Origin of the sequence: Intestinimonas sp. UBA1698, assembly GCF_002320075.1 — a bacterium.
Lineage (GTDB): Bacteria > Bacillota > Clostridia > Oscillospirales > Oscillospiraceae > Intestinimonas > Intestinimonas massiliensis.
In genome coordinates, this window is record NZ_DCJO01000033.1 from 79,523 (window position 1) to 99,054 (window position 19,532).

Consider the following 19,532-nt stretch of genomic DNA (forward strand, 5'->3'; position numbering starts at 1 on the left):
CCCCGCAACCGGGAAAATCTCCGCCTTTCCGGGATTTCATCTTGACAACGGGCGCAAAATGTTGTATCATATTCGTTGTGTAAAGGTCAAAAGCTTTACAAAATGCAGACGGAGGTGTGGACATGAAGAATCAGGCTTACCGTATGGCCCTGCTCTTCGACTTTTACGGCGATCTGCTCACAGACCGGCAGAAGGAGTTCTACGACCTCTATTACAACGAGGACCTCTCTCTGGCTGAGATCGCCGAAAATTACGGTATCACCCGCCAGGGCGTACGGGACGTGATTGTCCGGGCGGAGGCCTACCTCACCGAAATCGAGGACAAGACCGGCCTGATCCGCCGGTTCCACACCATGCAGGCCCAGCTCAAGGAGGTGGAGGGCTGCGCCCACAGACTTCTGGAGCTCAACGCCGCTCGCTTTGAGGACGACGAGCTGGAAGCGCTGGGTAAGCGGCTCGAGGGCCTGGCCGAGACTTTGATTCAGGAGTAAGCATGGCATTCGAAGGTTTGACCGAAAAGCTCTCCTCCGCCTTTAAGAAGCTGCGCGGCAAGGGCCGCCTGTCCGAGTCCGACGTCAAGGAGGCCATGCGTGAGATCCGTCTGGCCCTGCTGGAAGCCGACGTCAGCTACAAGGTGGTCAAGGAGTTCATCAAAAAAGTCACGGAGCGGGCCGTAGGCGCCGACGTGCTGGAGAGCCTCACCCCCGCTCAGATGATCGTCAAGATCGTCAACGAGGAGCTCACCGCCCTGATGGGCGGCCAGAGCACCAAGCTGAACCTATCCCCCAAGCCGCCTACCGTAGTCATGCTGGTGGGTCTCAACGGCGCGGGCAAGACCACCAACGGAGCCAAACTGGCGGGGTATATGAAGAGGCAGAACGGCAAGCGCCCTCTGCTGGCAGCCTGCGATACCTTCCGCCCCGCTGCCATCCACCAGTTGGAGGTCGTAGGCGGGCAGTTGGACATTCCCGTGTTTCAGATGGGGCAGATCGACCCGGTGGATATTGCCAAGGCAGCCATTGAGCATGCAAAGAAGCACGGCAACGACATTGTGTTCGTGGATACCGCCGGCCGGCTCCATGTGGACGAGGAGCTGATGGAACAGCTCAAGGTGATGAAGGCCGCCATTGACCCCGACGAGATCCTGCTCATCGTGGACGCCATGATCGGTCAGGACGCTGTCAACGCCGCCCAGACCTTTGACGAAGCCCTGGACATCACCGGCGTCATGCTCACCAAGCTGGACGGCGACGCCCGGGGCGGCGCGGCGCTCTCCATCAAGGCCGTCACCGGCAAGCCCATCAAATTCGTGGGCGTGGGTGAAAAGCTGGACCAAATCGAGGTCTTCCACCCGGACCGTATGGCCTCCCGCATCCTGGGTATGGGTGACGTGCTCTCCCTCATCGAAAAGGCGGAGCAGAACTTCGACGCGAAGAAGGCTGCCGAGCTCCAGGAGAAGATGAAGAAAAACCGTCTCACCCTGACGGATTACTACGAACAGCTTATCCAGCTCAAAAGCATGGGCTCGCTGTCCGATATCGCCGGGATGCTCCCTGGCGTCAACGCCAAGGCGCTGGAGGGCGCCACCGTGGATGAGCGTCTGCTGTCCCAGACTGAGGCCATCATCCTCTCCATGACCCCTGCAGAGCGGGAGAACCCCTCCCTGCTCAACTCCAGCCGCAAAAAGCGCATCGCCGCCGGCAGTGGCACCCAGGTTGTGGACGTCAACCGACTGCTCAAGCAATTTGAGCTGATGCAGCAGATGACCCGCCAGATGGCAGGCGGCAAGCTGGCCAAAAAGATGGGCCGCTTCGGCGGCATGGGTAAAAGGAAGGGCTTTCCCTTCGGATGATCCCGGTTGGTAAGCGTCCCCGCGGACGTTTCCATATAAAAGATGTAGAACAATATGGAGGTGAATATAAAATGGTGAAAATCAGACTGCGTCGGATGGGCGCCAAGAAGGCTCCCTTTTATCGTATCGTGGTGGCCGACTCCCGTTATCCCCGCGACGGACGCTTTATCGAGGAGATCGGCACCTATGATCCCAAGGCCAATCCCGCTGAGCTGAAGGTGGATGTGGAGCGCGCCCAGGCCTGGATCAAGACCGGCGCCCAGCCCACCGAGACCGTCAAGTCTCTGCTGAAGAAGGCCGGCGTGTAAGGAGAACACCAATGAAGGAACTGCTTACCTATGTGGCCCGGAACCTGGTGGAGCATCCCGAAGCGGTTTCCGTCACTGAGACCGCCGGGGCGGGCGAGACCGTTCTGGAACTGCGGGTGGCCCCCGAGGATATGGGCAAGGTCATTGGCCGTCAGGGCCGCATCGCCAAGGAGATCCGCACGCTGATGCGCTCCGTGGCCCAGCGCAAAGGAACGAAGGTTTCAGTTGAGATCGTCGATTGAGACAAGAACGGCGGGGGCAGCCCCGCCGTTTTCGTTTATTGAAAAAGGAGCGACCTATGAAAAACAAGTTTTTAGAGGCCGGGCAGATCGTCAACACCCACGGTGTACAGGGGGAGTTGAAGATCGTCCCATGGGCCGACTCGCCGGAGTTTCTCCGCGGCTTTGACGTCTTTTATATCGATGGTACACCGTTCAAGGTGCTGGGCGCCCGCGCGCACAAAGGAAATATCCTTGTCAGGCTGGAGGGCGTGAGCGACGTCAATGCCGCCATGCGTCTCAAGGGCAAAATCATCTCCATCGACCGCACCGGAGTGGTCCTCCCTGAAGGGCGGCACTTTATTGCCGACCTGATTGGCCTGGAGGTGCGGGACGCCGCCAGCGGCGAGGTGCTGGGAGCGATCGCCGATGTGCTCACCCCGCCGGCCCACGAGGTCTATGTGGTGAAGGGCGGGCGCCACGAGTATATGATTCCCGCCGTGGATGAATTTTTGGCGGAGACCAATGTGGAAGGCGGCTACATTCGGGTCCGCCTCATCGAAGGGATGGCCAGCGATGTATAGGATCGATATCATGACCCTCTTTGACGAAACGGTGGGGGATATGATGAGCGAGTCCATCCTGGGCCGGGCCCAGGAGCGGGACCTGATCCGCATCGAAGCCCATCAGATTCGGGATTATACCTTAAACAGGCAGAAGCAGGTGGACGACTATCCCTACGGGGGCGGACGCGGGGCCGTGATGCAGGCCGACCCGCTCTACCAGTGCTGGAAACACATTGTAGACACCTACGGCCCCGGACGCACCATCTACATGTCTCCGGCAGGCAAAACCTTTGACCAGGCCGCCGCCAAGCGCCTGAAGAACGATTATGATCACCTGATCCTGGTCTGCGGGCACTACGAGGGCATCGATGAGCGGTTCATTGAGGAGTGCGTGGACGAGGAGCTTTCCATGGGGGATTTCGTCCTTACCGGCGGGGAGATCCCCGCCATGGCGGTGGCCGATGCGGTGGCCCGCATGGTCCCCGGCGTCCTTCCCGACCCGGAGTGCTTCGAAGAGGAGAGTCACTACAACGGGATGCTGGAATATCCCCAATACTCCCGTCCCGAGGTGTGGCATGACCGCGCCGTCCCGTCCATTCTGCTGTCCGGTCACCACGCCAACATCGCCAAATGGCGGCGCAAGCAGGCCCTCCTCCGTACCCGGACCCGGCGGCCGGACCTCTATGCGCGACTGGACCTGTCCTCCAAGTCTGACCAGAAGCTGCTGCGGGAGCTGGAGGCCGAGGAGGCGGAAATACCCCCCCTTACCTGACGCGATTCTCCCTTTTTCAGCCGAAAATATGCATTTTTTCTCTCCAGGTTACACAAACTTTCATGGGACAGCCCTCCCCTGTCTCCGACAGCTTTCACAAGATTTTTTGGAATTATCTTGCTGTTCTGGAACTTTCTTTGTCAAAATACAGGGAAAATCTTTGAATTGAAACGAATCTTTCCCTCCGCTCGCCGGTCCTCGACACCAACGGCCCCCCTCTTTTCCCGTTTCATCGCCCCAATCGCCCAATCCATTGGGGCACAAGCATTTTATCTGTAACTTTTTGTTACCTTTCGTTTCTCTTTTTCCCTCATGCCGACGGAATCCGCCTTCACATAATTTCCCTTTTTACATTGAAATCTTCTGAAAACCGGGTTGTAAGTTTGACTTTTGCTCCAAATGTGGCTATAATCCCTGTACTGTAGTCCAAATGCAAAAGTAACAAATCATTGCAGTCTTGTTTCAGGAGGTTCTTCCTTAATGTTTACACGATTATCCCAGCGGGGCCGCGTCATCGTCTTTCTGCTGACTGCCGCCCTGGCCGTCACTCTGGTCACAGGCTCCGCGACGCCCCGCACCACCTATATCATCACCGACGGTGACGTGGTCACCACGGTGGAGGGCTACGCCGGAGAGCTGGACGGCGCACTGGAGCGGGCGGGCATCGCTCTCTCCGCTGCCGACCAGGTCCGGTCCGTCCGCGAGGACCGGGTCGTCCAGGTGGAGATTGCCCGCCCCCTCACCACTTATGAGACGGAGCTCGCCGAGCTGCTGCCCTACCAGACCGTCCGCCGTGAAAACCCCGAGCTGGAGCTGGGGCAGGAGCAGGTCGTCCAGACCGGCCGTCAGGGGCGTGTCATCGAGACCACCCGGATCGTCACCGATCCGGACGGCACCGTGCACCGCTCTGATCTGGGGCGCTCTGTGGCGGAGGAGCCCGTAGACGAGATCGTGGAGTACGGCACCCGGCTGCCCGCCGTGGCCGCCTCCTACCTCAGCGTCACCAGCGACGTGCTCACTCATGTGAACGCCGCGGAGGACGGCAGCGGCGTCCTTACCACCGCCTCCGGCCAGACGCTGCGTTACGCCAGGGCCCTCACCGTCAAGGCCACCGCCTACACCACGGAGCGCCAGTCCTGGAAAAAGACCGCCACCGGCACCATCGCCCGGGTAGGCGCCATCGCCGTGGACCCCAAGGTCATTCCCTATGGCACCCGCATGTATATCGTCTCCTCCGACGGCACCATCACCTACGGCGTTGCCACGGCGGAGGACTGTGGCGGCAGCATCAAGGGCAACCGGGTCGATCTCTTCTTCGACACCTACAGCGAATGCATCAACTTCGGCGTCCGAAGCTGCACCGTCTATATCCTGGACTGAACCCATCCGGAAAACCACCTCCCCCTGAGGTGGTTTTCCATGCGCTCCGGCCGCAATTTTAATCTGGTTATTCTTGACTTCCCTTTGGTCCAATGATACAATCTAATTTACAATACCAGATTAGGAGATTCTTTTTATGAGTTTCAAAATCATTGTGGACAGTTGCTGCGACCTGACCCCCTCCCTCCTGCGGGAGCCCTGCTACAGCAGCGTCCCCCTCACCATCCGGGTGGGGGACAAGGTTATCGTGGATGACGCCGCCTTCGACCAGGCGGAGCTGCTGTGGCGGATGAAGGAAAGCGAGAGCGCTCCCCAGACCTCCTGCCCCTCCCCCGCCCAGTATCTGGACGCTTTTGACTGCGGCGCCGACGAGCTGTACGTGGTCACCCTCTCCGCCCTGCTGTCCGGCTCCCATAACAGCGCCCAGCAGGCCCGGCAGATCTGGCTGGAGGAGCATCCGGATGCCAAGGTGCACATCTTCAATTCCTGTTCCGCCTCGGCCGGGGAGGCGCTTTTGGCCATGAAGATCCGGGAATTTGCCTCTCAGGGTCTGCTCTTCCAGCAGGTCATCCGCGAAGTGGACCGCTTCTCCCGGGACATGCAGACCCTGTTCGTGCTGGAGTCCCTGGACAATCTGCGGAAGAACGGGCGGCTCACCGGACTGCAGTCGGTGGTCACCGGGGCCCTGCGCATCAAGCTGCTGATGGGGGCCACTCCCGAGGGAGAAATCTGCAAAAAGGGTCAGGCCATCAGCATCAAACAGGCTCTGTCCAAAATGGTGGAGCTGATGGTCAAGGACGCCAAGCATGTGGGCCGGACCCTGGTGCTCTCCCACTGCAACTGCCTGGAGCGGGCCTTCCAGCTCAAGGAGATGGTGCTCAAGGCCTGTCAGTTCCGGGACGTCGTCATTGTGGAGACCAGGGGCATCAGCACCGTCTACGCCAACGACGGCGGTATCGTCGCCGCCTATTGAACGAAAAAGGTGCCGGAACCAACGAATTGGTTCCGGCACCTTTTTTGGCGTCTATCGCTCCTTGCCCACGGGCCGCAGGCGGGCCATAACGTACTCGTCCACATAGCGGCCATTTCGCACGGTGGTCATACGCTTGCACCCCTCCTTCTCAAAGCCCAGCTTTTCATAGAGGTGGATGGCCTTAACGTTGTCAGTGAACACCTCCAGCTCCACCCGGACCAGCATGAGCCAATTGTCGGCCAGATCCAGCACCGTCTGCATCAGCGCGGTACCCACGCCCTTCCCCTGCCAGTCGGTGTGGACAAAAATGCCCACGTCGGCCGTGTGGCGCATCCGAAGCTGGGGCCTCACCTTAAGCCCCACCACACCGATAACCGTGCCGTCCGGGGTCACAGCCACAAAATTGTGGTCGTCGGGCCCCAGCGACGCGATGCCGTCCTGGTTGCGCTTGACCCGCTCTGAGGGCAGGCCCAGCGTGTTCTCGAATACCCCCGGCATCCGACGCAGGGCGTTAAAGCCCTCCGCGTCCTGCGGCCCAATGGGCCGTATGCTGTATTCCATCTCTCTTCCTCCTCTTATCGGATGTTTCCATTGCCTTCGGTGGACAGATATGCGGTGTCGTCCCGGATACAGATCACCACATCCGGCCGATACTCCTCCAAATACTCCAAAATACCCTTCTGGTCATAATAGCGCAGATCCAAACTGCGGGTCTCATTGAAGCCGGTATAGAACAGGGTCTCCAGCGGATTCGTGAACGAGTCCCCAAAAATCAGCAGATTGGGCAGCTCGGGCCGGTCCGTCCGGAGGATGGTCTCGGCCTTGTCGCCCCCCATATACACGTCGTAGGTCACCTCTGCCGCCGGGTCCTCCGGCAGCTCGTACAGGGTCGCCGGAACCGGGGCTCCGTTATCCGTCCGGGCAAAGGGGACGGGCGCGGCCTGCACCCCGATAGAGAGCTTCTCCGCCCCGGTCCACAGTCCGTAGAGCTTCCGGTTCCGGGACCCCAGAAAGGGATTGGGCGCGGGCACGATGGTCAGCTCCTCCTCCGTCAGCACCGGCAGATTCCACCCCGTATCGGCATTGATATGCGCCATCATAGCCTGATAGGAGGCGAAGGCTCCCCGGTAGCTGAAATGATGGTCGGAGGCGGAGTAGCAGCCCGCTGGCCTCCCCTGGGCCGCGAATACGTCCCCCATATTCAGGAAATCCAGCCCTTTCTCCTCCATGGAGGCGGCAAAAGCGGCGGTCATACCGTCTACATGCCATTTGCGGTTTTCCAGATAATCCGGGTAGCGGTCGTAGAAATAGGAGCTCTGAAGAGGGACGCCCAAGTAATAGAACCGGCCGCCCCAAGTCTCTAACGTCTCGTTCAGCCGGGCAAGGCCCTCGGTGACCTGGTCCGCCGTTTCGGCCAGATAGGCAAGGTCCCAGGTTCCATATGTCTGGAAGGGCAGCAGCACGTCGGCGGCCACCACCACGTCGTTGACCACAGGCTTTTGCAGCAGCCGGTAGTCGATTTGGGTGTTGAGGCCCAACAGCCGGTCCCGGCTGGGGATGTGGTCGGTCAGCCAGGTATCCCAGGCGCTGAAGTATGCCCCGCTGAGCAGGTCCGCCGTCTGGTACTCCGGCATGGCTGCCAGAGTGCGGTTTTCATAATAAGAGGTCTGATTGTCCGCCCCCCGCAGGGCGATGAGCAGCGGCACCGCCGCCAGAATCCCCAAAAAGCACAGCAGGAAACCCATCTGTGAGGCCCGTTTCATGGCTTGTCCCCCTTTCAGAAGCGGAAATAGATGAAGGGATTGAAGCTGGAGCTCACCAGCCGCAGGAAGGACAGGCCGAACGTCCCCAGCGCGATGAGCTTGGGGCCCCAAGCCAAAAGAGCTTGGGCCGCAGCACCGCTCTTTGACTCCAGCCAGTTTTGGAGCCAGCTCTTGACGGGCATGGCCGCAGGGATGGCCAGGAGGAGTTCCCAACGAAATTCCAGCAGATAATAGGTGGTGCGGCCGTCAGTAAGCCCTCCTTGGGCAAAGCCCGCCATGGCCTGCAAAAACCGCACGGCATAGTCCAAGGTCCCGGCGCGGAACAGCACCCAACTCACGACAATCAGCACCATGGCGTAAAGGTGCCGCAACGCCGCGGGAGCCCGCTCCAGAATTCTCCCCCAGCCGTACTTTTCTCCCAACAGCAACAGCCCGAAATAGAGGCCCCAGCACAGGAAATTCCACGCCGCCCCATGCCACAGGCCGGTGAGCGCCCAGACCACCAGGATGTTGCGGATATGCTTCCAGTGGGCGCAGCGGTTGCCCCCCAGCGGAATATAGAGGTAATCCCGGAACCAGGTGGACAGGGAAATATGCCACCGCCGCCAGAACTCCGTGACGGACTGAGAGAGATACGGGTAGTTGAAATTCTCCAGGAAGTGAAAGCCGAACATCCGCCCCAAGCCGATGGCCATATCAGAATAGCCCGAAAAGTCGAAGTAGATCTGCCCCGTATAGGCCGCCGCCCCCAGCCAGGCCAGCGCGGTGGTCAGGAACTCCGGCCGGGTGGCATAGACCTGGTCGGCCAGCAGGCCGAGCTGGTTGGCCAGCAGCATTTTCTTGCCCAAGCCGAAGAGAAAGCGGACCGCTCCATCTGTAAACGCATCCAAAGTCTCCCGTCGGTTCCGGATCTCGTCCGCCACGGTGGTATAGCGGACAATGGGGCCCGCCACCAACTGGGGAAACAGGGAGATATAGAGCGCTACCCGCAGAGGGTTGCGTTCAGGCGCAGCCTCTCCCCGATAAACGTCCAGCACATAGCTCAACCCCTGAAAGGTAAAAAAGGAGATCCCGATGGGCAGCGCCACTTCCGGCACCGGAAGCCCGGTCCAGATGCGGTTCAGGTTTGCCCCCAGAAAGCCGGCATATTTGAACCAGCCCAGCAATCCCAGGTTGACTGCCGTCACCAGGCCCGTCCACAGCCTGCGTCTCCGTCGGTCCGGAGCGGCCAACAGGCCCCCCGCGTAGTTGACCGCGATGGAGAGCAGCATCAGCAGCAAAAATCGGGGGCCGCCATAGCCGTAAAAAAACAGGCTGAACAGCAGCAGGACCAGATTCCGTCCCTCTCGCAGACGGGCCGGCAGCAGAAAGTAGACCGCCAGCAACAGCGGTAAGAACACAAACAGAAAGCTGATGCTGCTAAAGACCATGAAGCGCCTCCCAATGCCGTATCAAAGCGTGTTGTATAGGATACCACAAACAAGCCTGTTTGCCAACTCTCTTTCCTGCATGCGCGCGCAGCACCAGTGAGTGACAAATGCTCAGAAAGCTGGTATAATGCCTATACTTGACCGCAAAGGTGGAACATACGATATGGACCTGTGCAACATCAGCGACATCAAGGCCCTGCTGGGCCGACATGGCTTCCATTTTTCCAAATCCATGGGGCAGAACTTTCTGATCGCCTCCTGGGTGCCCGAGGATATGGTAGCCGGAGCCGGAGTGACCCGGGAAAACGGTGTGCTGGAAATCGGCCCCGGTATCGGCCCGCTCACCGTCCGGCTGTCCGGCGCGGCGGCCAAAGTCGTGGCCGTGGAGCTGGACCGCGCCCTTCTCCCTGTGCTGGCCGAGACCTTGGCCGGGCGGGACAACGTACAGGTCGTCCCCGGGGATATCCTCAAGCTGGACCTGGCCGCCCTGGTGGAGCGGGAGTTTTCCGGCCTGGTCCCCATGGCCTGCGCCAATCTACCCTACAACATCACCACGCCGGTGCTTACCGCCCTCATTGACTCCGGCCTCTTCTCCGCCATCACCGTAATGATCCAGCGGGAGGTGGCCGCACGGATCTGCGCTGCACCGGGCACCTCAGATTACGGGTCCTTTTCCGTCTACTGCCAGTACCACACCCTTCCCGAGCTTCTCTTCGACGTGCCCCCGGAGTGCTTCGTCCCCGCCCCCAAGGTGACCTCCTCGGTCATCCGTCTCACACCCAGGCCCGCCCCGCCGGTGGAGGTGGATCAAAAGCGCTTTTTCCAGGTGGTCAAAGCCGCCTTCGGTCAGCGCCGCAAAACTCTGCTCAACGCCCTGTCCGCCGGGCTGAGAGATTGCGGCGACAAGGAGCGGCTCCGGGCCGCCGTCGCGGCCTGCGGCCTTCCCCCCGATGTCCGCGGCGAGCGGCTGGGTATTCCGGAATTTGCCGCCCTGACCCGCGCGCTCTACTCCTGAGCAGGCTCTTTTTGCACAAAACCCTGCAAATTCAAACGGCGATCCGTTTGAATTGCCACTTCTCCGCCAATTCTTGGGTTTCCCTTGCAATTTGTATGGTTCTATCTTACAATAATGACAACTCTCACCCACACCAAAGGAGGCTCTTTTTATGGAACTCACCCAAAATCGCGCAGTTTTGGACTGGATCGACCAGATGGTCAACCTGTGTCAGCCCGACTCCATCGTCTGGATCGACGGCTCTGAAGCGCAGTTGGAGGAGCTGAGGGCTCAGGCGGTGGCCACCGGCGAACTGACCAAGCTGAACGAGGAAAAGCTGCCCGGCTGCTACCTGCACCGCACCGCCCCCAACGACGTGGCTCGGGTGGAGGACCGCACCTTCATCTGCTGCCGGAAGCAGGAGGACGCCGGCCCCACCAACAACTGGATGGACCCTCAGGAGATGTACGCCAAGCTCTTCCAACTGTATACCGGCGCCATGAAGGGCCGCACCATGTACGTCATCCCCTACTCCATGGGCGTGGTGGGCTCCCCCTTTGCCAAGTACGGCATCGAGCTCACCGACTCCATCTACGTGGTGCTCAATATGGCCATCATGACCCGGGTGGGGCGGCAGGTGCTGGACGCCCTGGGGGACTCGCCCGACTATGTCAAGGGTCTCCACGCCAAAGCGGACATTGATCCGGAGAACCGCTATATCGTCCACTTCCCCGAGGATAACACCATCATGAGCGTCAACTCCGGCTACGGCGGCAACGTGCTGCTGGGCAAGAAGTGCTTCGCTCTGCGCATCGCCTCCGTTCTGGGCCGGGATCAGGGCTGGATGGCCGAGCATATGCTCATTCTGGGCATCCAGAACCCGCAGGGCGAGGTTCGCTATCTGGCCGCCGCCTTCCCCTCGGCCTGCGGCAAGACCAATCTGGCCATGCTCATCCCCCCTGAGCACTACCGCAAAGCCGGCTGGAAGGTCTGGTGTGTGGGCGACGACATCGCCTGGCTCCGTGTGGGCGAGGACGGCCGCCTGTGGGCCATGAACCCCGAGTACGGCTTTTTCGGTGTGGCGCCCGGCACCAATGAGAAGTCCAACCCCAATGCCCTGGCCTCTACCCGCGAGGGTACCATCTTCACCAATGTGGCCCTCAATCTGGACGACAACACCGTGTGGTGGGAGGGTCTGGACAAAAATCCGCCCCAGCACGCGCTGGACTGGCTGGGCAATCCCTGGAACGGCACCACCTCCGCCGAAAAGGGCGCCCACCCCAACTCCCGCTTCACCGCTCCCGCCAAAAACTGCCCCTGCATCTCCCCGGAATTTGAACGCCCCACCGGCGTGCCCATCTCCGCCATCGTTTTCGGCGGCCGCCGGGCCAAAACCGCTCCCCTGGTCTATCAGTCCCGCGATTGGGACCATGGGGTCTTCGTAGGCTCCATTATGGCCTCCGAGACCACCGCAGCCGCCGCCGGCGCGGTGGGCGTGGTCCGCCGGGACCCTATGGCCATGCTCCCCTTCTGCGGCTATCACATGGCCGACTACTGGCAGCACTGGCTGGACATGGGCAAGGTGCTCGGCGAAAAGGCCCCTAAGATCTTCAACGTAAACTGGTTCCGCACCGACGACGAGGGCCACTTCATCTGGCCCGGCTTCGGCGATAATCTGCGGGTGCTGGAGTGGATCATGAAGCGCTGCTTTGACGAGGCCGACGCGGTGGACTCCCCCATCGGCTATCTGCCCAAGGCCGAGGACATCGACCTGGAGGACGCCGGCGTGGATCTGAACACTCTCAAGGGCCTGCTGGAGGTGGACCGGGCCCTTTGGCAGGAGGAGGCCGCCGGTATCCACACCTTCTATCAGAAGTTCGGCGACAAGCTGCCCCAGGAGCTGTCCGATTCGCTGGAGGAGCTGGAGGCCCGTCTGGCCGAATAGCAGCCTCCTTCAAAAGAGGAGCCGGGATTTTCCGGCTCCTCTCTTTTTTACATTCCATAATGTTATAATATGTGTAATATAAGAAGGTATTTTTATGGACGCGTCATTGTTCTGCGCACGAAAAAGGATCTGAAGGTTTATATGAGCCCGGTCCGACAGCCGCTTCTGCGGACGCTGGGCGGCTGCCTGCCGCAGGACAAGGGCCGCATGATTCATGCTCCAGCCATGTGCTGAATCGCGATCGCGTACATCGGCGGGGAACGGCAAAATTCATGGTGGCTTTCTGCGGCGGGATAAGGTAAACTGGGGCCAGACCATACTGCGGAGGATCGCTATGGAAGCCTATTATTATCAACAGATGGACCGGACCGGGCAAAGCATCTACCACGCAATGAAAACCGGATTTGCCGAGCTGCGCCCCTCCTTTCCGGTCCCGTGTCTGGATGGCCGCCGGTTGAGCGACGTCTTTTTCAAGCTGCGTCTGGACTGCCCTGACATCTTTTACGTCACCGGGTTTTCCTACCGCCTTGTCCCGGGGGCCTCCAATGTGGAGCTGCTGCCGGACTATCGGTTCGGCAAGGGTAAGGTGCGCGAGCATCAAAAGGCCCTCTCCGCCCGGATCGACAAGCTGGTCCGCCCGGCTATGGCCCTGACTGCGGCGGAGAAAGAACAATATATCCACGACTTCATCTGCCGGAATGTGCACTACGACAAGCTGAAGAAGCCCTATTCCCACGAGATCATCGGACCGCTGGGCCAGGGCGTGGGAGTGTGTGAGGGGATCGCCAAGTCGGTCAAGGTCCTGTGCGACGCGCTGGGCGTGTGGTGTATCATCGCGATCTCCGAAGCGGCGCCGGACCGAGGTATCCAGTACCGCCATGCTTGGAATGTCCTTCGGCTGGATGGGCGGTATTTTCACCTGGACGCCACCTTCGACGCCTCCCTGAGCCGGGACGGCCCGCTTCGGCACGACTACTTCAATTTGGATGACAAACACCTGCTCCGCGACCATGAGCCGGCCATGTACCCTATTCCCGCCTGCACGGACGGGGAGCGGTTCTACTACCGGGAGAAAAAGCTCTCCTTCACCAAGACGGAGGAGGCATGCAAGCGGGCGCAGCAGGCCATTCGAAAAGGCCTCCCTTTTCTCTTCCACTGGAGAGGTGGTCCTCTGACCCGGGAGGTGCTGCGGGAACTGCTGCTGGGACTGGAGCAGGCGGCGCAGCAGAAGGGCCGTCACGCGGCGGTGTCCCTCAACTGGCCCCAGGCGGTGCTGCTGGTCCGCTTTCCAGAGCAGGCACCCGAGCAGGAGGTCATCTCGGAGGAGGCCAACGAGGCGGAGCGATATCAGGCACCGGACCCATAAGCCCGTCTCCTAAAATCACCACGGGGTCCCTGAACGGGACCCCGTGGTGATTTTTTACGATAGGTTGCCGCTACTGTCCGACCGATCTCCGAACAACGTCTGCCATCTCGCCCCACCGGCGCTCCATATCGGAGACCAGTTTGAACTGTGTCCGGCAGCGGTCCAGGTTCTGACCCTCCCGGTGGACCGCAAAATAGTGGTCTCCCTCCAGATAGTCGGTCAAAAAACGCATCCCGCACTCAAGCGTCATTAATTTTGCCCCCCAGGGCAGATATTCCAACTCCGCGGAGGTCAGAGAGCCGGCACAGCCCTCTAAAAATCCCCGGGTATAGACGGCAAATAAATCCAGATCAAAGCCAACCTTGGATAAGTCCTTTTCATCCTCCGGCGCATGATTGGCTCCAAACCGGATGGAATCCCCAAAATCGTTGATGGCCAGGCCCGGCATCACGGTATCCAGGTCGATCACGCATACCGCTGCCCCCGTCCTGCGGTCCAGAAGCACATTGTTGAGCTTTGTGTCGTTGTGTGTGACGCGCAAGGGGAGCTTCCCGGCCCGCTGGGCCTCCAGTGCCACAGAGCAGTCGGGCTCCCGAGCCAGAACGAAGTCGATCTCCGGTCGGACGCCTCCGGCCCGGCCCATCACGTCGGCCTGTACAGCCGCCTTGAACCTGCGCAGGCGGTCCTCGGTGTCGTGGAATTTTTCAATGGTCTCGAACAGCGTATGCGCCGGATAGTCCCGCAGACGCCTCTGAAACTGCCCGAAGGCCCGGGCTGAGGCGGCAAAGAGCTCCGGCGTTTCAGCGGATTGGAGACAGACGGTATCCTCGATAAAGGGCATACATCTCCAAGCGCGCCCCCCCCGGTCGGTATAAAAGGTCTCACCGGCCCGGGTATGCAGAATGGTGAGGGTCTCCCTCTCCGGGTCGCCGCCCTCCTCCGTTATGATCCTTTTCAGGTAGTCGGTAACCCCGACGATATTCTGCATGAGCTGGACCGGGCTGCTGAAAGCGGCGTCACTGATTCGCTGCAGAATGAATCGGACGCAGTCGCCCTCCGGCGGCTGCGTATGTACGCAGAACGTGTCGTTGATATGGCCCTGCCCAAAGCGGACGGCCCCCACCACAGGCGCATGGAGGTCGTACGCCTCCAGTACCTCACCAAGGTACTTCTCTGCCGGCTGCATCACACGCCCTCCTCATACCCGTTTGGGTTCATGCTCTGCCACTTCCAGGAGGAGGCGCACATTTCATCAATCCCGTATTCCGCCTGCCAGTCCAGCTCCGCCAGGGCCCTGGACGGGTCGGCCCAGCACGCGGCAATGTCGCCGGGACGGCGGGGGTCCAGCACATAAGGAAGGGTTTTGCCGCAGGCCCGCTCATAGGCGTGGAGCACATCCAGTACGCTGTACCCCCTGCCCGTGCCCAGGTTGCAGATAAACAGGCCGCAGTTCTGGTCGAGCTTGTTTAACGCGGCCACATGGCCGCGGGCCAAATCCACCACATGGATATAGTCCCGCACACCGGTGCCGTCGTGGGTGGGCCAGTCGCTGCCGAACACGTGGAGCTCAGGCAGTTGTCCCACCGCCACCTTGGCGATATAGGGCACCAGATTGTTGGGGATGCCGTTGGGGTCCTCTCCAATCCGCCCGGAAGCATGGGCGCCGATGGGGTTAAAATACCGCAGCAGGGCCACATTCAGACTGGGGTCTGCGGCGCAGCAGTCGGTGAGGATCCGTTCCAGGAAGAGCTTTGTGGTCCCATAGGGGTTGGTGGTGGACAGGGGGAAATCCTCCCGGATGGGGACGCTGGCTGGATCGCCGTATACGGTGGCGGAGGAGGAGAACACAAAATTCCGCACCCCATGGGCGCGCATGGCGTTCAGCACCGTCAGGGTGTTCACCAGATTATTGGTGTAATACTCCAGAGGTTTACACACGCTCTCCCCCACAGACTTGAGCGCGGCAAAATGAATCACGGCTTGGATATCCGGATGCTGAGCAAACAGTGTCTCGACCCCGGCGGCGTCGCACAGATCCACCTCGACAAAGGGAATGGGCTTCCCCACAATTTCCTCCACCCGGCGGACCGCCTCACGGCTGGAATTGACCAGATTGTCGGCAATCACGATGTCGTAGCCTGCATGGATGAGCTCCACACAGGTATGGCTGCCAATATAGCCGGCGCCGCCGCTGACCAGAATAGACATATATACCACTCCTTACTGTATCAGGCTTCTATGGCCATTGTACTGACGAATCGAAAAAAGGAAATGGACGGTTTTGCAGAATATTTGCACAATTGGATTTGTCGCACCGTCCGGCCTACTCCCCCGGGTCTTCTGATTCAATGCCCGGACGCTGCCGATAGACTCGCTGTGGGATAGGGCATGGCGGACCTCATCATGGCTCGGACTGGGATCGGCTCCCAGATCGCTGCTGTTTTCGGTACTCCATGGGACTCATCCCCGAGAGCTTGCGAAAGCTTTGGGAAAAGTAGCTGGGAGAGGAAAAGCCCAGCATATGGGCGATCTGCGACAGCGAGTGGTCCGTGGTGCTGAGGAGATAGCGGCTCTCCTGGATACGCCGGGAAATGAGATAGTTGATGGGCGAGATGCCGTATTCCCGGCTGAAGGCATGGACCATATAATACTTATTGACGTGGGTCAACTGCGAGAGCAGCTCCAGATTGATGCTCTCCTTAAAGTGGCTGTCGATATACCGGCGCACGGCGGCGCACTCCTTACTGGTCCTCCGCCCCGTCGGCGCTACGCTGAGCGTGAAATTGGTCCTGCGCATGAGGCGGACCAGCAGCACCTCCAGCAGGTCCTGACACACCACCTGATAGCCCTCCGCCTTTGTCTCGATCTCCCGCAGCATGGCCCGCAGATAGAAGAGCATCTCCTCGCCCCCGCCCCGGAAATTGACGAGGGCATATCGGTCGTCCCCGTCCTCAGCGGGCTCGAACTCCAGCCCCTCCACCCCCAGAACGATGTACTCCAACGGGCTGGCATTGAGACTCAGCTCCGTATGCTCCACATTGGGATTGACGATAACCAGATCGTCGGTGGAGACCGGCAGCAGCCGGTCAGCAATGTTGAACTGTCCCATCCCGCCCACCACATAAAACAGCTCCGTGCAGGCGTGGGTGTGCAGGAGGCTGTGCCAGTCGCCGCCGTATTTGGCGGTACTCACATACAGCAATTTGGTGACTGAGCGGTCAATGGGGCTCGGGTTTCCCCCGGAAAGCTCATAGCGGTCGTTGCTCACGGCCATCCCCTTACCATCGCTTTAGAATTCTTGCGTTAGAAACCTAAAATGCTTGCGTTTCAATCATAGCACACTGTCTCCCGTTCTGCAATCTGAAAAAAAGAAAGTAATTGCGCCTCACAACTCAATCTTTTTCTTTTATTCGGCATTTCTGTTAAAATCCTCGGCGCAATTTTGTGGATATTATGCACAAAACAAGTTTTTCAATTCCGCAATTATTATTTAAAAAGCCAGAAAAGCAATTTTTCTAAAAATGCACGCAAGAATAAAATTGAACTGTGGCTTCCATCGGCTATACTTAAAGTATCTCAAGCGGCGGGTGTGCTCCAAAGCCGCCGCCCATCTAAAACAATTTAACAGGAGGTCAAGAGGAAATGAAAATGAAAAATGTGCTCAGCGCCGCTTTGACCGGCGCCCTGATGCTCTCCCTGTTTGCCGGGTGCTCCGGCGGCAGCGGCTCCAGCCTCTCTCCCAGCGCTTCCGCCTCCCCGGAGGCCTCCCAGCAGCCCGAAGCCACCACCATTCAGGTGGCCGCCCTGGAATCGGGCTACGGCGCCGACATGTGGCGGGAAGTCGCCGACGCCTTCACTGCGCAGACCGGCATCCAGGTGCAGCTCACCGTGGATAAGAAGCTGGAGGATGTCATCGGTCCCGCTATGCAGGGCGGCGAATTCCCTGACGTGATCCATCTGGCCACCGGCCGCGAGGCCGGCCTGACCGATCAGTTCATCAAGGACAACAACATCATGGATATCACCGACGTGCTCTCCATGACCGTGCCCGGCGAGGACGTGAAGGTCAGCGACAAGATCGCCGGCGGCTTCACCGACACCTCCCTGACCAACCCCTACGGCGATGGGAAGACCTATCTGGCCCCCATGTTCTACTCTCCCTGCGGCCTGTTCTACAACAAGGGCCTGTTTGATGCAAAGGGCTGGACTGTTCCCACCACCTGGGACGAGATGTGGGCGCTGGGCGACCAGGCGGCGGCTGAGGGCATCTCGCTGTTCACCTACCCCACCACGGGCTACTTCGACGCCTTCTTCTATGCGCTGATGTACTCTGTGGGCGGCCCCGAATTCTTTGACAAGGCTACCCACTATGAGGAGGGCATCTGGGATACCCCCGAGGCCCAGACCTGCTTCGATATCGTGACCAAGCTGGCCTCCTACACCGACCCTGTCACCCCTGCCCAAGCCAACGACAACGACTTCACCCAGAACCAGCAGCTCGTGCTGGACAACAAGGCCCTGTTTATGCCCAACGGCACCTGGATCGTGGGCGAGATGGCCGAGGCTCCCCGCGCGGATGGCTTTGAGTGGGGTATGACCGCGCTTCCCGCGGTGGAGGCCGGCGGCGACGGCTACAGCTACACCTGGTTTGAGCAGGCCTGGATGCCCGCTGGTGCCGAGCACGTGGAGGCCGGAAAGCAGTTCCTCGCCTTCCTGTACAGCGACACCGCCTGCGAGATCTTCGCCAAGGCCGGCGCCATCCAGCCCGTGTTGGGCATCGCCGACAAGCTGGAGGGCGACAACGTGATGTTCTACTCCATCTACGACAACGGCGCCAAGGCAGCCATGGGCAACTTCGCCGCCTATAACTCCGTTGCCGGGCTGGGCACGGTTCGTGAGGTCTTCTTCGATCCGGTGAACAAGCTGGTCTCCGGCAACGCCACCGAACAGGAGTGGATCGACGGCATCAAGGCCGCCAGCGACCAGATGCGCGCCAATCTGAAATAAACAGAGGCCATGGAAGCGGCGGTGAGCGGAAAGCTGCTCACCGCCGCCCTATTCTTCCCGAAAGGAGCCGAGCATGTGAACAAGCACAGCGGACGCCGCCGGTTCATCGCCCTGTGTGTGGCGCCGGCCGCCCTCCTCTTCGCCTTCTTTATGGTCCTCCCCACCCTGAATGTATTCCGCATGTCCCTTTTTGAGCGGGGCGCCTATTCCCCCACGGAAACCTTCGTGGGACTGCAAAATTTCAGGACCCTGTTTCAGGATGCCAAATTTATCTCCTCCATGCAGAATACCATCCTGCTCATCGTGGTGGTCACAGTGGTGACCTTCGCCTTCGCCCTGGTGTTCGCCGGCATCCTGACTCGGGAAAAGATCCGGGGGCAAAATTTCTTCCGCATCATCTTCTATATTCCCAACATCCTCTCCGTGGTAGTCATCGCGGGTATCTTCTCCGCCGTCTACAAGCCGGAAAACGGGATGCTGAACAGCATCCTATCCATGTTGAAGGGCGAGACTGTGATGGTGCTCTGGAAGGACCAGCCCCTGGTCATCGTCAGCATCATCATCGCCATGGTGTGGCAGGCCATCGGTTATTACATGGTCATGTATATGGCCTCCATGGCCAGCGTGCCACAGAGCCTCTACGAGAGTGCCGCTCTGGACGGGGCCGGTCGGATAACGCAGTTTTTCCAGATCACCATCCCCCTCATCTGGACCAACATCCGCACCACCCTCACCTTTTTCATTATCTCCACCATCAACATGGCCTTCCTTTTTGTCAAGGCCATGGTGGCCAAGGGGATGGCCGATGTGGGCCTCAGCTTCATGTATAACCAGAAGGACGCGGGTCTGTATGGCTACAGCATGGCGGCGGGTGTGGTCATTTTTCTCTTCTCCTTCGCGCTGGCCGGTCTGGTGAACTGGGTCACCCGGCGCGAACCGCTGGAATTCTAAGGAGGTG

General features: G+C 59.9%; 19 protein-coding genes. 13 read left to right on the forward strand and 6 right to left on the reverse strand.

Annotation, left to right across the window (positions count from 1 at the left end; translation table 11 throughout):
- Positions 1-122 precede the first annotated feature (122 nt).
- From ylxM to B3H64_RS07460, 8 genes are all read left to right on the forward strand, one after another.
- Positions 123-491 (forward strand): YlxM family DNA-binding protein, encoded by a 369-nt coding sequence (gene ylxM / locus B3H64_RS07425; RefSeq protein WP_050618482.1) that lies wholly within the window; start codon positions 123-125, stop codon positions 489-491.
- Positions 492-493: 2 nt separating this feature from the next.
- A complete protein-coding gene (gene ffh, locus B3H64_RS07430; protein ID WP_050618483.1) occupies positions 494-1,852 on the forward strand; it encodes a signal recognition particle protein in 1,359 nt (452 codons plus the stop codon).
- Between the two features lie 71 nt (positions 1,853-1,923).
- Positions 1,924-2,160: a 30S ribosomal protein S16 gene (rpsP, locus tag B3H64_RS07435; protein WP_050618484.1), complete on the forward strand. Its 237-nt coding sequence runs from the start codon at positions 1,924-1,926 to the stop codon at positions 2,158-2,160.
- Between the two features lie 11 nt (positions 2,161-2,171).
- Positions 2,172-2,402 (forward strand): KH domain-containing protein, encoded by a 231-nt coding sequence (locus B3H64_RS07440; protein WP_050618485.1) that lies wholly within the window; start codon positions 2,172-2,174, stop codon positions 2,400-2,402.
- 56 nt (positions 2,403-2,458) lie between these two features.
- Entirely contained in the window at positions 2,459-2,962 is a 504-nt protein-coding gene (gene rimM / locus B3H64_RS07445) for a ribosome maturation factor RimM (protein ID WP_050618486.1), read from the forward strand.
- On the forward strand, positions 2,955-3,716 hold the full coding sequence (trmD, locus tag B3H64_RS07450; protein WP_050618487.1) for a tRNA (guanosine(37)-N1)-methyltransferase TrmD: 762 nt from the start codon (positions 2,955-2,957) through the stop codon (positions 3,714-3,716). The genes rimM and trmD overlap by 8 nt, the downstream gene beginning before the upstream one ends.
- A gap of 480 nt (positions 3,717-4,196) precedes the next feature.
- Complete coding sequence (locus tag B3H64_RS07455; protein ID WP_286734163.1) at positions 4,197-5,096, forward strand: G5 and 3D domain-containing protein; 900 nt, start codon at positions 4,197-4,199, stop codon at positions 5,094-5,096.
- A gap of 136 nt (positions 5,097-5,232) precedes the next feature.
- A complete protein-coding gene (locus B3H64_RS07460; protein WP_050618489.1) occupies positions 5,233-6,069 on the forward strand; it encodes a DegV family protein in 837 nt (278 codons plus the stop codon).
- 51 nt (positions 6,070-6,120) lie between these two features.
- On the opposite strand, the gene B3H64_RS07465 is transcribed toward B3H64_RS07460, so the two are convergent.
- Genes B3H64_RS07465 through B3H64_RS07475 form a run of 3 tightly spaced genes read right to left on the reverse strand, consistent with a single transcriptional unit; the run spans position 6,121 to position 9,262 of the window.
- On the reverse strand, positions 6,121-6,630 hold the full coding sequence (locus B3H64_RS07465; RefSeq protein ID WP_286734168.1) for a GNAT family N-acetyltransferase: 510 nt from the start codon (positions 6,628-6,630) through the stop codon (positions 6,121-6,123).
- Between the two features lie 14 nt (positions 6,631-6,644).
- Positions 6,645-7,832 carry an alginate O-acetyltransferase AlgX-related protein gene (locus B3H64_RS07470; protein ID WP_286734170.1) on the reverse strand — a complete coding sequence of 396 codons (1,188 nt, stop codon included), beginning with the start codon at positions 7,830-7,832 and terminating at the stop codon, positions 6,645-6,647.
- A gap of 14 nt (positions 7,833-7,846) precedes the next feature.
- Entirely contained in the window at positions 7,847-9,262 is a 1,416-nt protein-coding gene (locus B3H64_RS07475) for an MBOAT family O-acyltransferase (protein ID WP_286734172.1), read from the reverse strand.
- A gap of 163 nt (positions 9,263-9,425) precedes the next feature.
- On the opposite strand from B3H64_RS07475, the gene rsmA reads away from it, so the two are divergent.
- The 3 genes from rsmA (at position 9,426) to B3H64_RS07490 (ending at position 13,567) form a co-directional block, all read left to right on the forward strand.
- Entirely contained in the window at positions 9,426-10,277 is an 852-nt protein-coding gene (rsmA, locus tag B3H64_RS07480; protein WP_278894069.1) for a 16S rRNA (adenine(1518)-N(6)/adenine(1519)-N(6))-dimethyltransferase RsmA, read from the forward strand.
- Positions 10,278-10,428: 151 nt separating this feature from the next.
- A complete protein-coding gene (locus tag B3H64_RS07485; RefSeq protein ID WP_286734177.1) occupies positions 10,429-12,201 on the forward strand; it encodes a phosphoenolpyruvate carboxykinase (GTP) in 1,773 nt (590 codons plus the stop codon).
- Between the two features lie 334 nt (positions 12,202-12,535).
- Positions 12,536-13,567 (forward strand): transglutaminase domain-containing protein, encoded by a 1,032-nt coding sequence (locus B3H64_RS07490; RefSeq protein WP_238073194.1) that lies wholly within the window; start codon positions 12,536-12,538, stop codon positions 13,565-13,567.
- 70 nt (positions 13,568-13,637) lie between these two features.
- On the opposite strand, the gene B3H64_RS07495 is transcribed toward B3H64_RS07490, so the two are convergent.
- The 3 genes from B3H64_RS07495 to B3H64_RS07505 form a co-directional block, all read right to left on the reverse strand.
- Complete coding sequence (locus B3H64_RS07495; RefSeq protein WP_050618496.1) at positions 13,638-14,753, reverse strand: phosphotransferase enzyme family protein; 1,116 nt, start codon at positions 14,751-14,753, stop codon at positions 13,638-13,640.
- Positions 14,753-15,775 carry a UDP-glucose 4-epimerase GalE gene (galE, locus tag B3H64_RS07500; protein WP_286734178.1) on the reverse strand — a complete coding sequence of 341 codons (1,023 nt, stop codon included), beginning with the start codon at positions 15,773-15,775 and terminating at the stop codon, positions 14,753-14,755. Before galE ends, B3H64_RS07495 begins: the two co-directional genes overlap by 1 nt.
- A gap of 193 nt (positions 15,776-15,968) precedes the next feature.
- On the reverse strand, positions 15,969-16,835 hold the full coding sequence (locus tag B3H64_RS07505) for an AraC family transcriptional regulator (protein ID WP_050619594.1): 867 nt from the start codon (positions 16,833-16,835) through the stop codon (positions 15,969-15,971).
- A 380-nt stretch (positions 16,836-17,215) separates the two neighbouring features.
- Between B3H64_RS07505 and B3H64_RS07510 the strand changes: the two genes are divergently transcribed.
- Positions 17,216-18,574 (forward strand): carbohydrate ABC transporter substrate-binding protein, encoded by a 1,359-nt coding sequence (locus tag B3H64_RS07510; protein WP_349676168.1) that lies wholly within the window; start codon positions 17,216-17,218, stop codon positions 18,572-18,574.
- A gap of 75 nt (positions 18,575-18,649) precedes the next feature.
- Entirely contained in the window at positions 18,650-19,525 is an 876-nt protein-coding gene (locus B3H64_RS07515; protein ID WP_238073237.1) for a carbohydrate ABC transporter permease, read from the forward strand.
- Positions 19,526-19,532: the final 7 nt, after the last annotated feature.

Bases quoted from the DNA above. Each gene is read 5' to 3' on its own strand.
- B3H64_RS07475 (WP_286734172.1), bottom strand. From the start codon at position 9,262: ATGGTCTTTAGCAGCATCAGCTTTCTGTTTGTGTTCTTACCGCTGTTG.
- rimM (WP_050618486.1), top strand. From the start codon at position 2,459: ATGAAAAACAAGTTTTTAGAGGCCGGGCAGATCGTCAACACCCACGGT.
- B3H64_RS07455 (WP_286734163.1), top strand. From the start codon at position 4,197: ATGTTTACACGATTATCCCAGCGGGGCCGCGTCATCGTCTTTCTGCTG.
- B3H64_RS07495 (WP_050618496.1), bottom strand. From the start codon at position 14,753: ATGCAGCCGGCAGAGAAGTACCTTGGTGAGGTACTGGAGGCGTACGAC.
- ffh (WP_050618483.1), top strand. From the start codon at position 494: ATGGCATTCGAAGGTTTGACCGAAAAGCTCTCCTCCGCCTTTAAGAAG.
- rsmA (WP_278894069.1), top strand. From the start codon at position 9,426: ATGGACCTGTGCAACATCAGCGACATCAAGGCCCTGCTGGGCCGACAT.
- B3H64_RS07440 (WP_050618485.1), top strand. From the start codon at position 2,172: ATGAAGGAACTGCTTACCTATGTGGCCCGGAACCTGGTGGAGCATCCC.
- B3H64_RS07470 (WP_286734170.1), bottom strand. From the start codon at position 7,832: ATGAAACGGGCCTCACAGATGGGTTTCCTGCTGTGCTTTTTGGGGATT.
- rpsP (WP_050618484.1), top strand. From the start codon at position 1,924: ATGGTGAAAATCAGACTGCGTCGGATGGGCGCCAAGAAGGCTCCCTTT.
- ylxM (WP_050618482.1), top strand. From the start codon at position 123: ATGAAGAATCAGGCTTACCGTATGGCCCTGCTCTTCGACTTTTACGGC.
- B3H64_RS07485 (WP_286734177.1), top strand. From the start codon at position 10,429: ATGGAACTCACCCAAAATCGCGCAGTTTTGGACTGGATCGACCAGATG.
- B3H64_RS07510 (WP_349676168.1), top strand. From the start codon at position 17,216: ATGAAAAATGTGCTCAGCGCCGCTTTGACCGGCGCCCTGATGCTCTCC.
- B3H64_RS07460 (WP_050618489.1), top strand. From the start codon at position 5,233: ATGAGTTTCAAAATCATTGTGGACAGTTGCTGCGACCTGACCCCCTCC.
- galE (WP_286734178.1), bottom strand. From the start codon at position 15,775: ATGTCTATTCTGGTCAGCGGCGGCGCCGGCTATATTGGCAGCCATACC.
- B3H64_RS07465 (WP_286734168.1), bottom strand. From the start codon at position 6,630: ATGGAATACAGCATACGGCCCATTGGGCCGCAGGACGCGGAGGGCTTT.
- B3H64_RS07490 (WP_238073194.1), top strand. From the start codon at position 12,536: ATGGAAGCCTATTATTATCAACAGATGGACCGGACCGGGCAAAGCATC.
- trmD (WP_050618487.1), top strand. From the start codon at position 2,955: ATGTATAGGATCGATATCATGACCCTCTTTGACGAAACGGTGGGGGAT.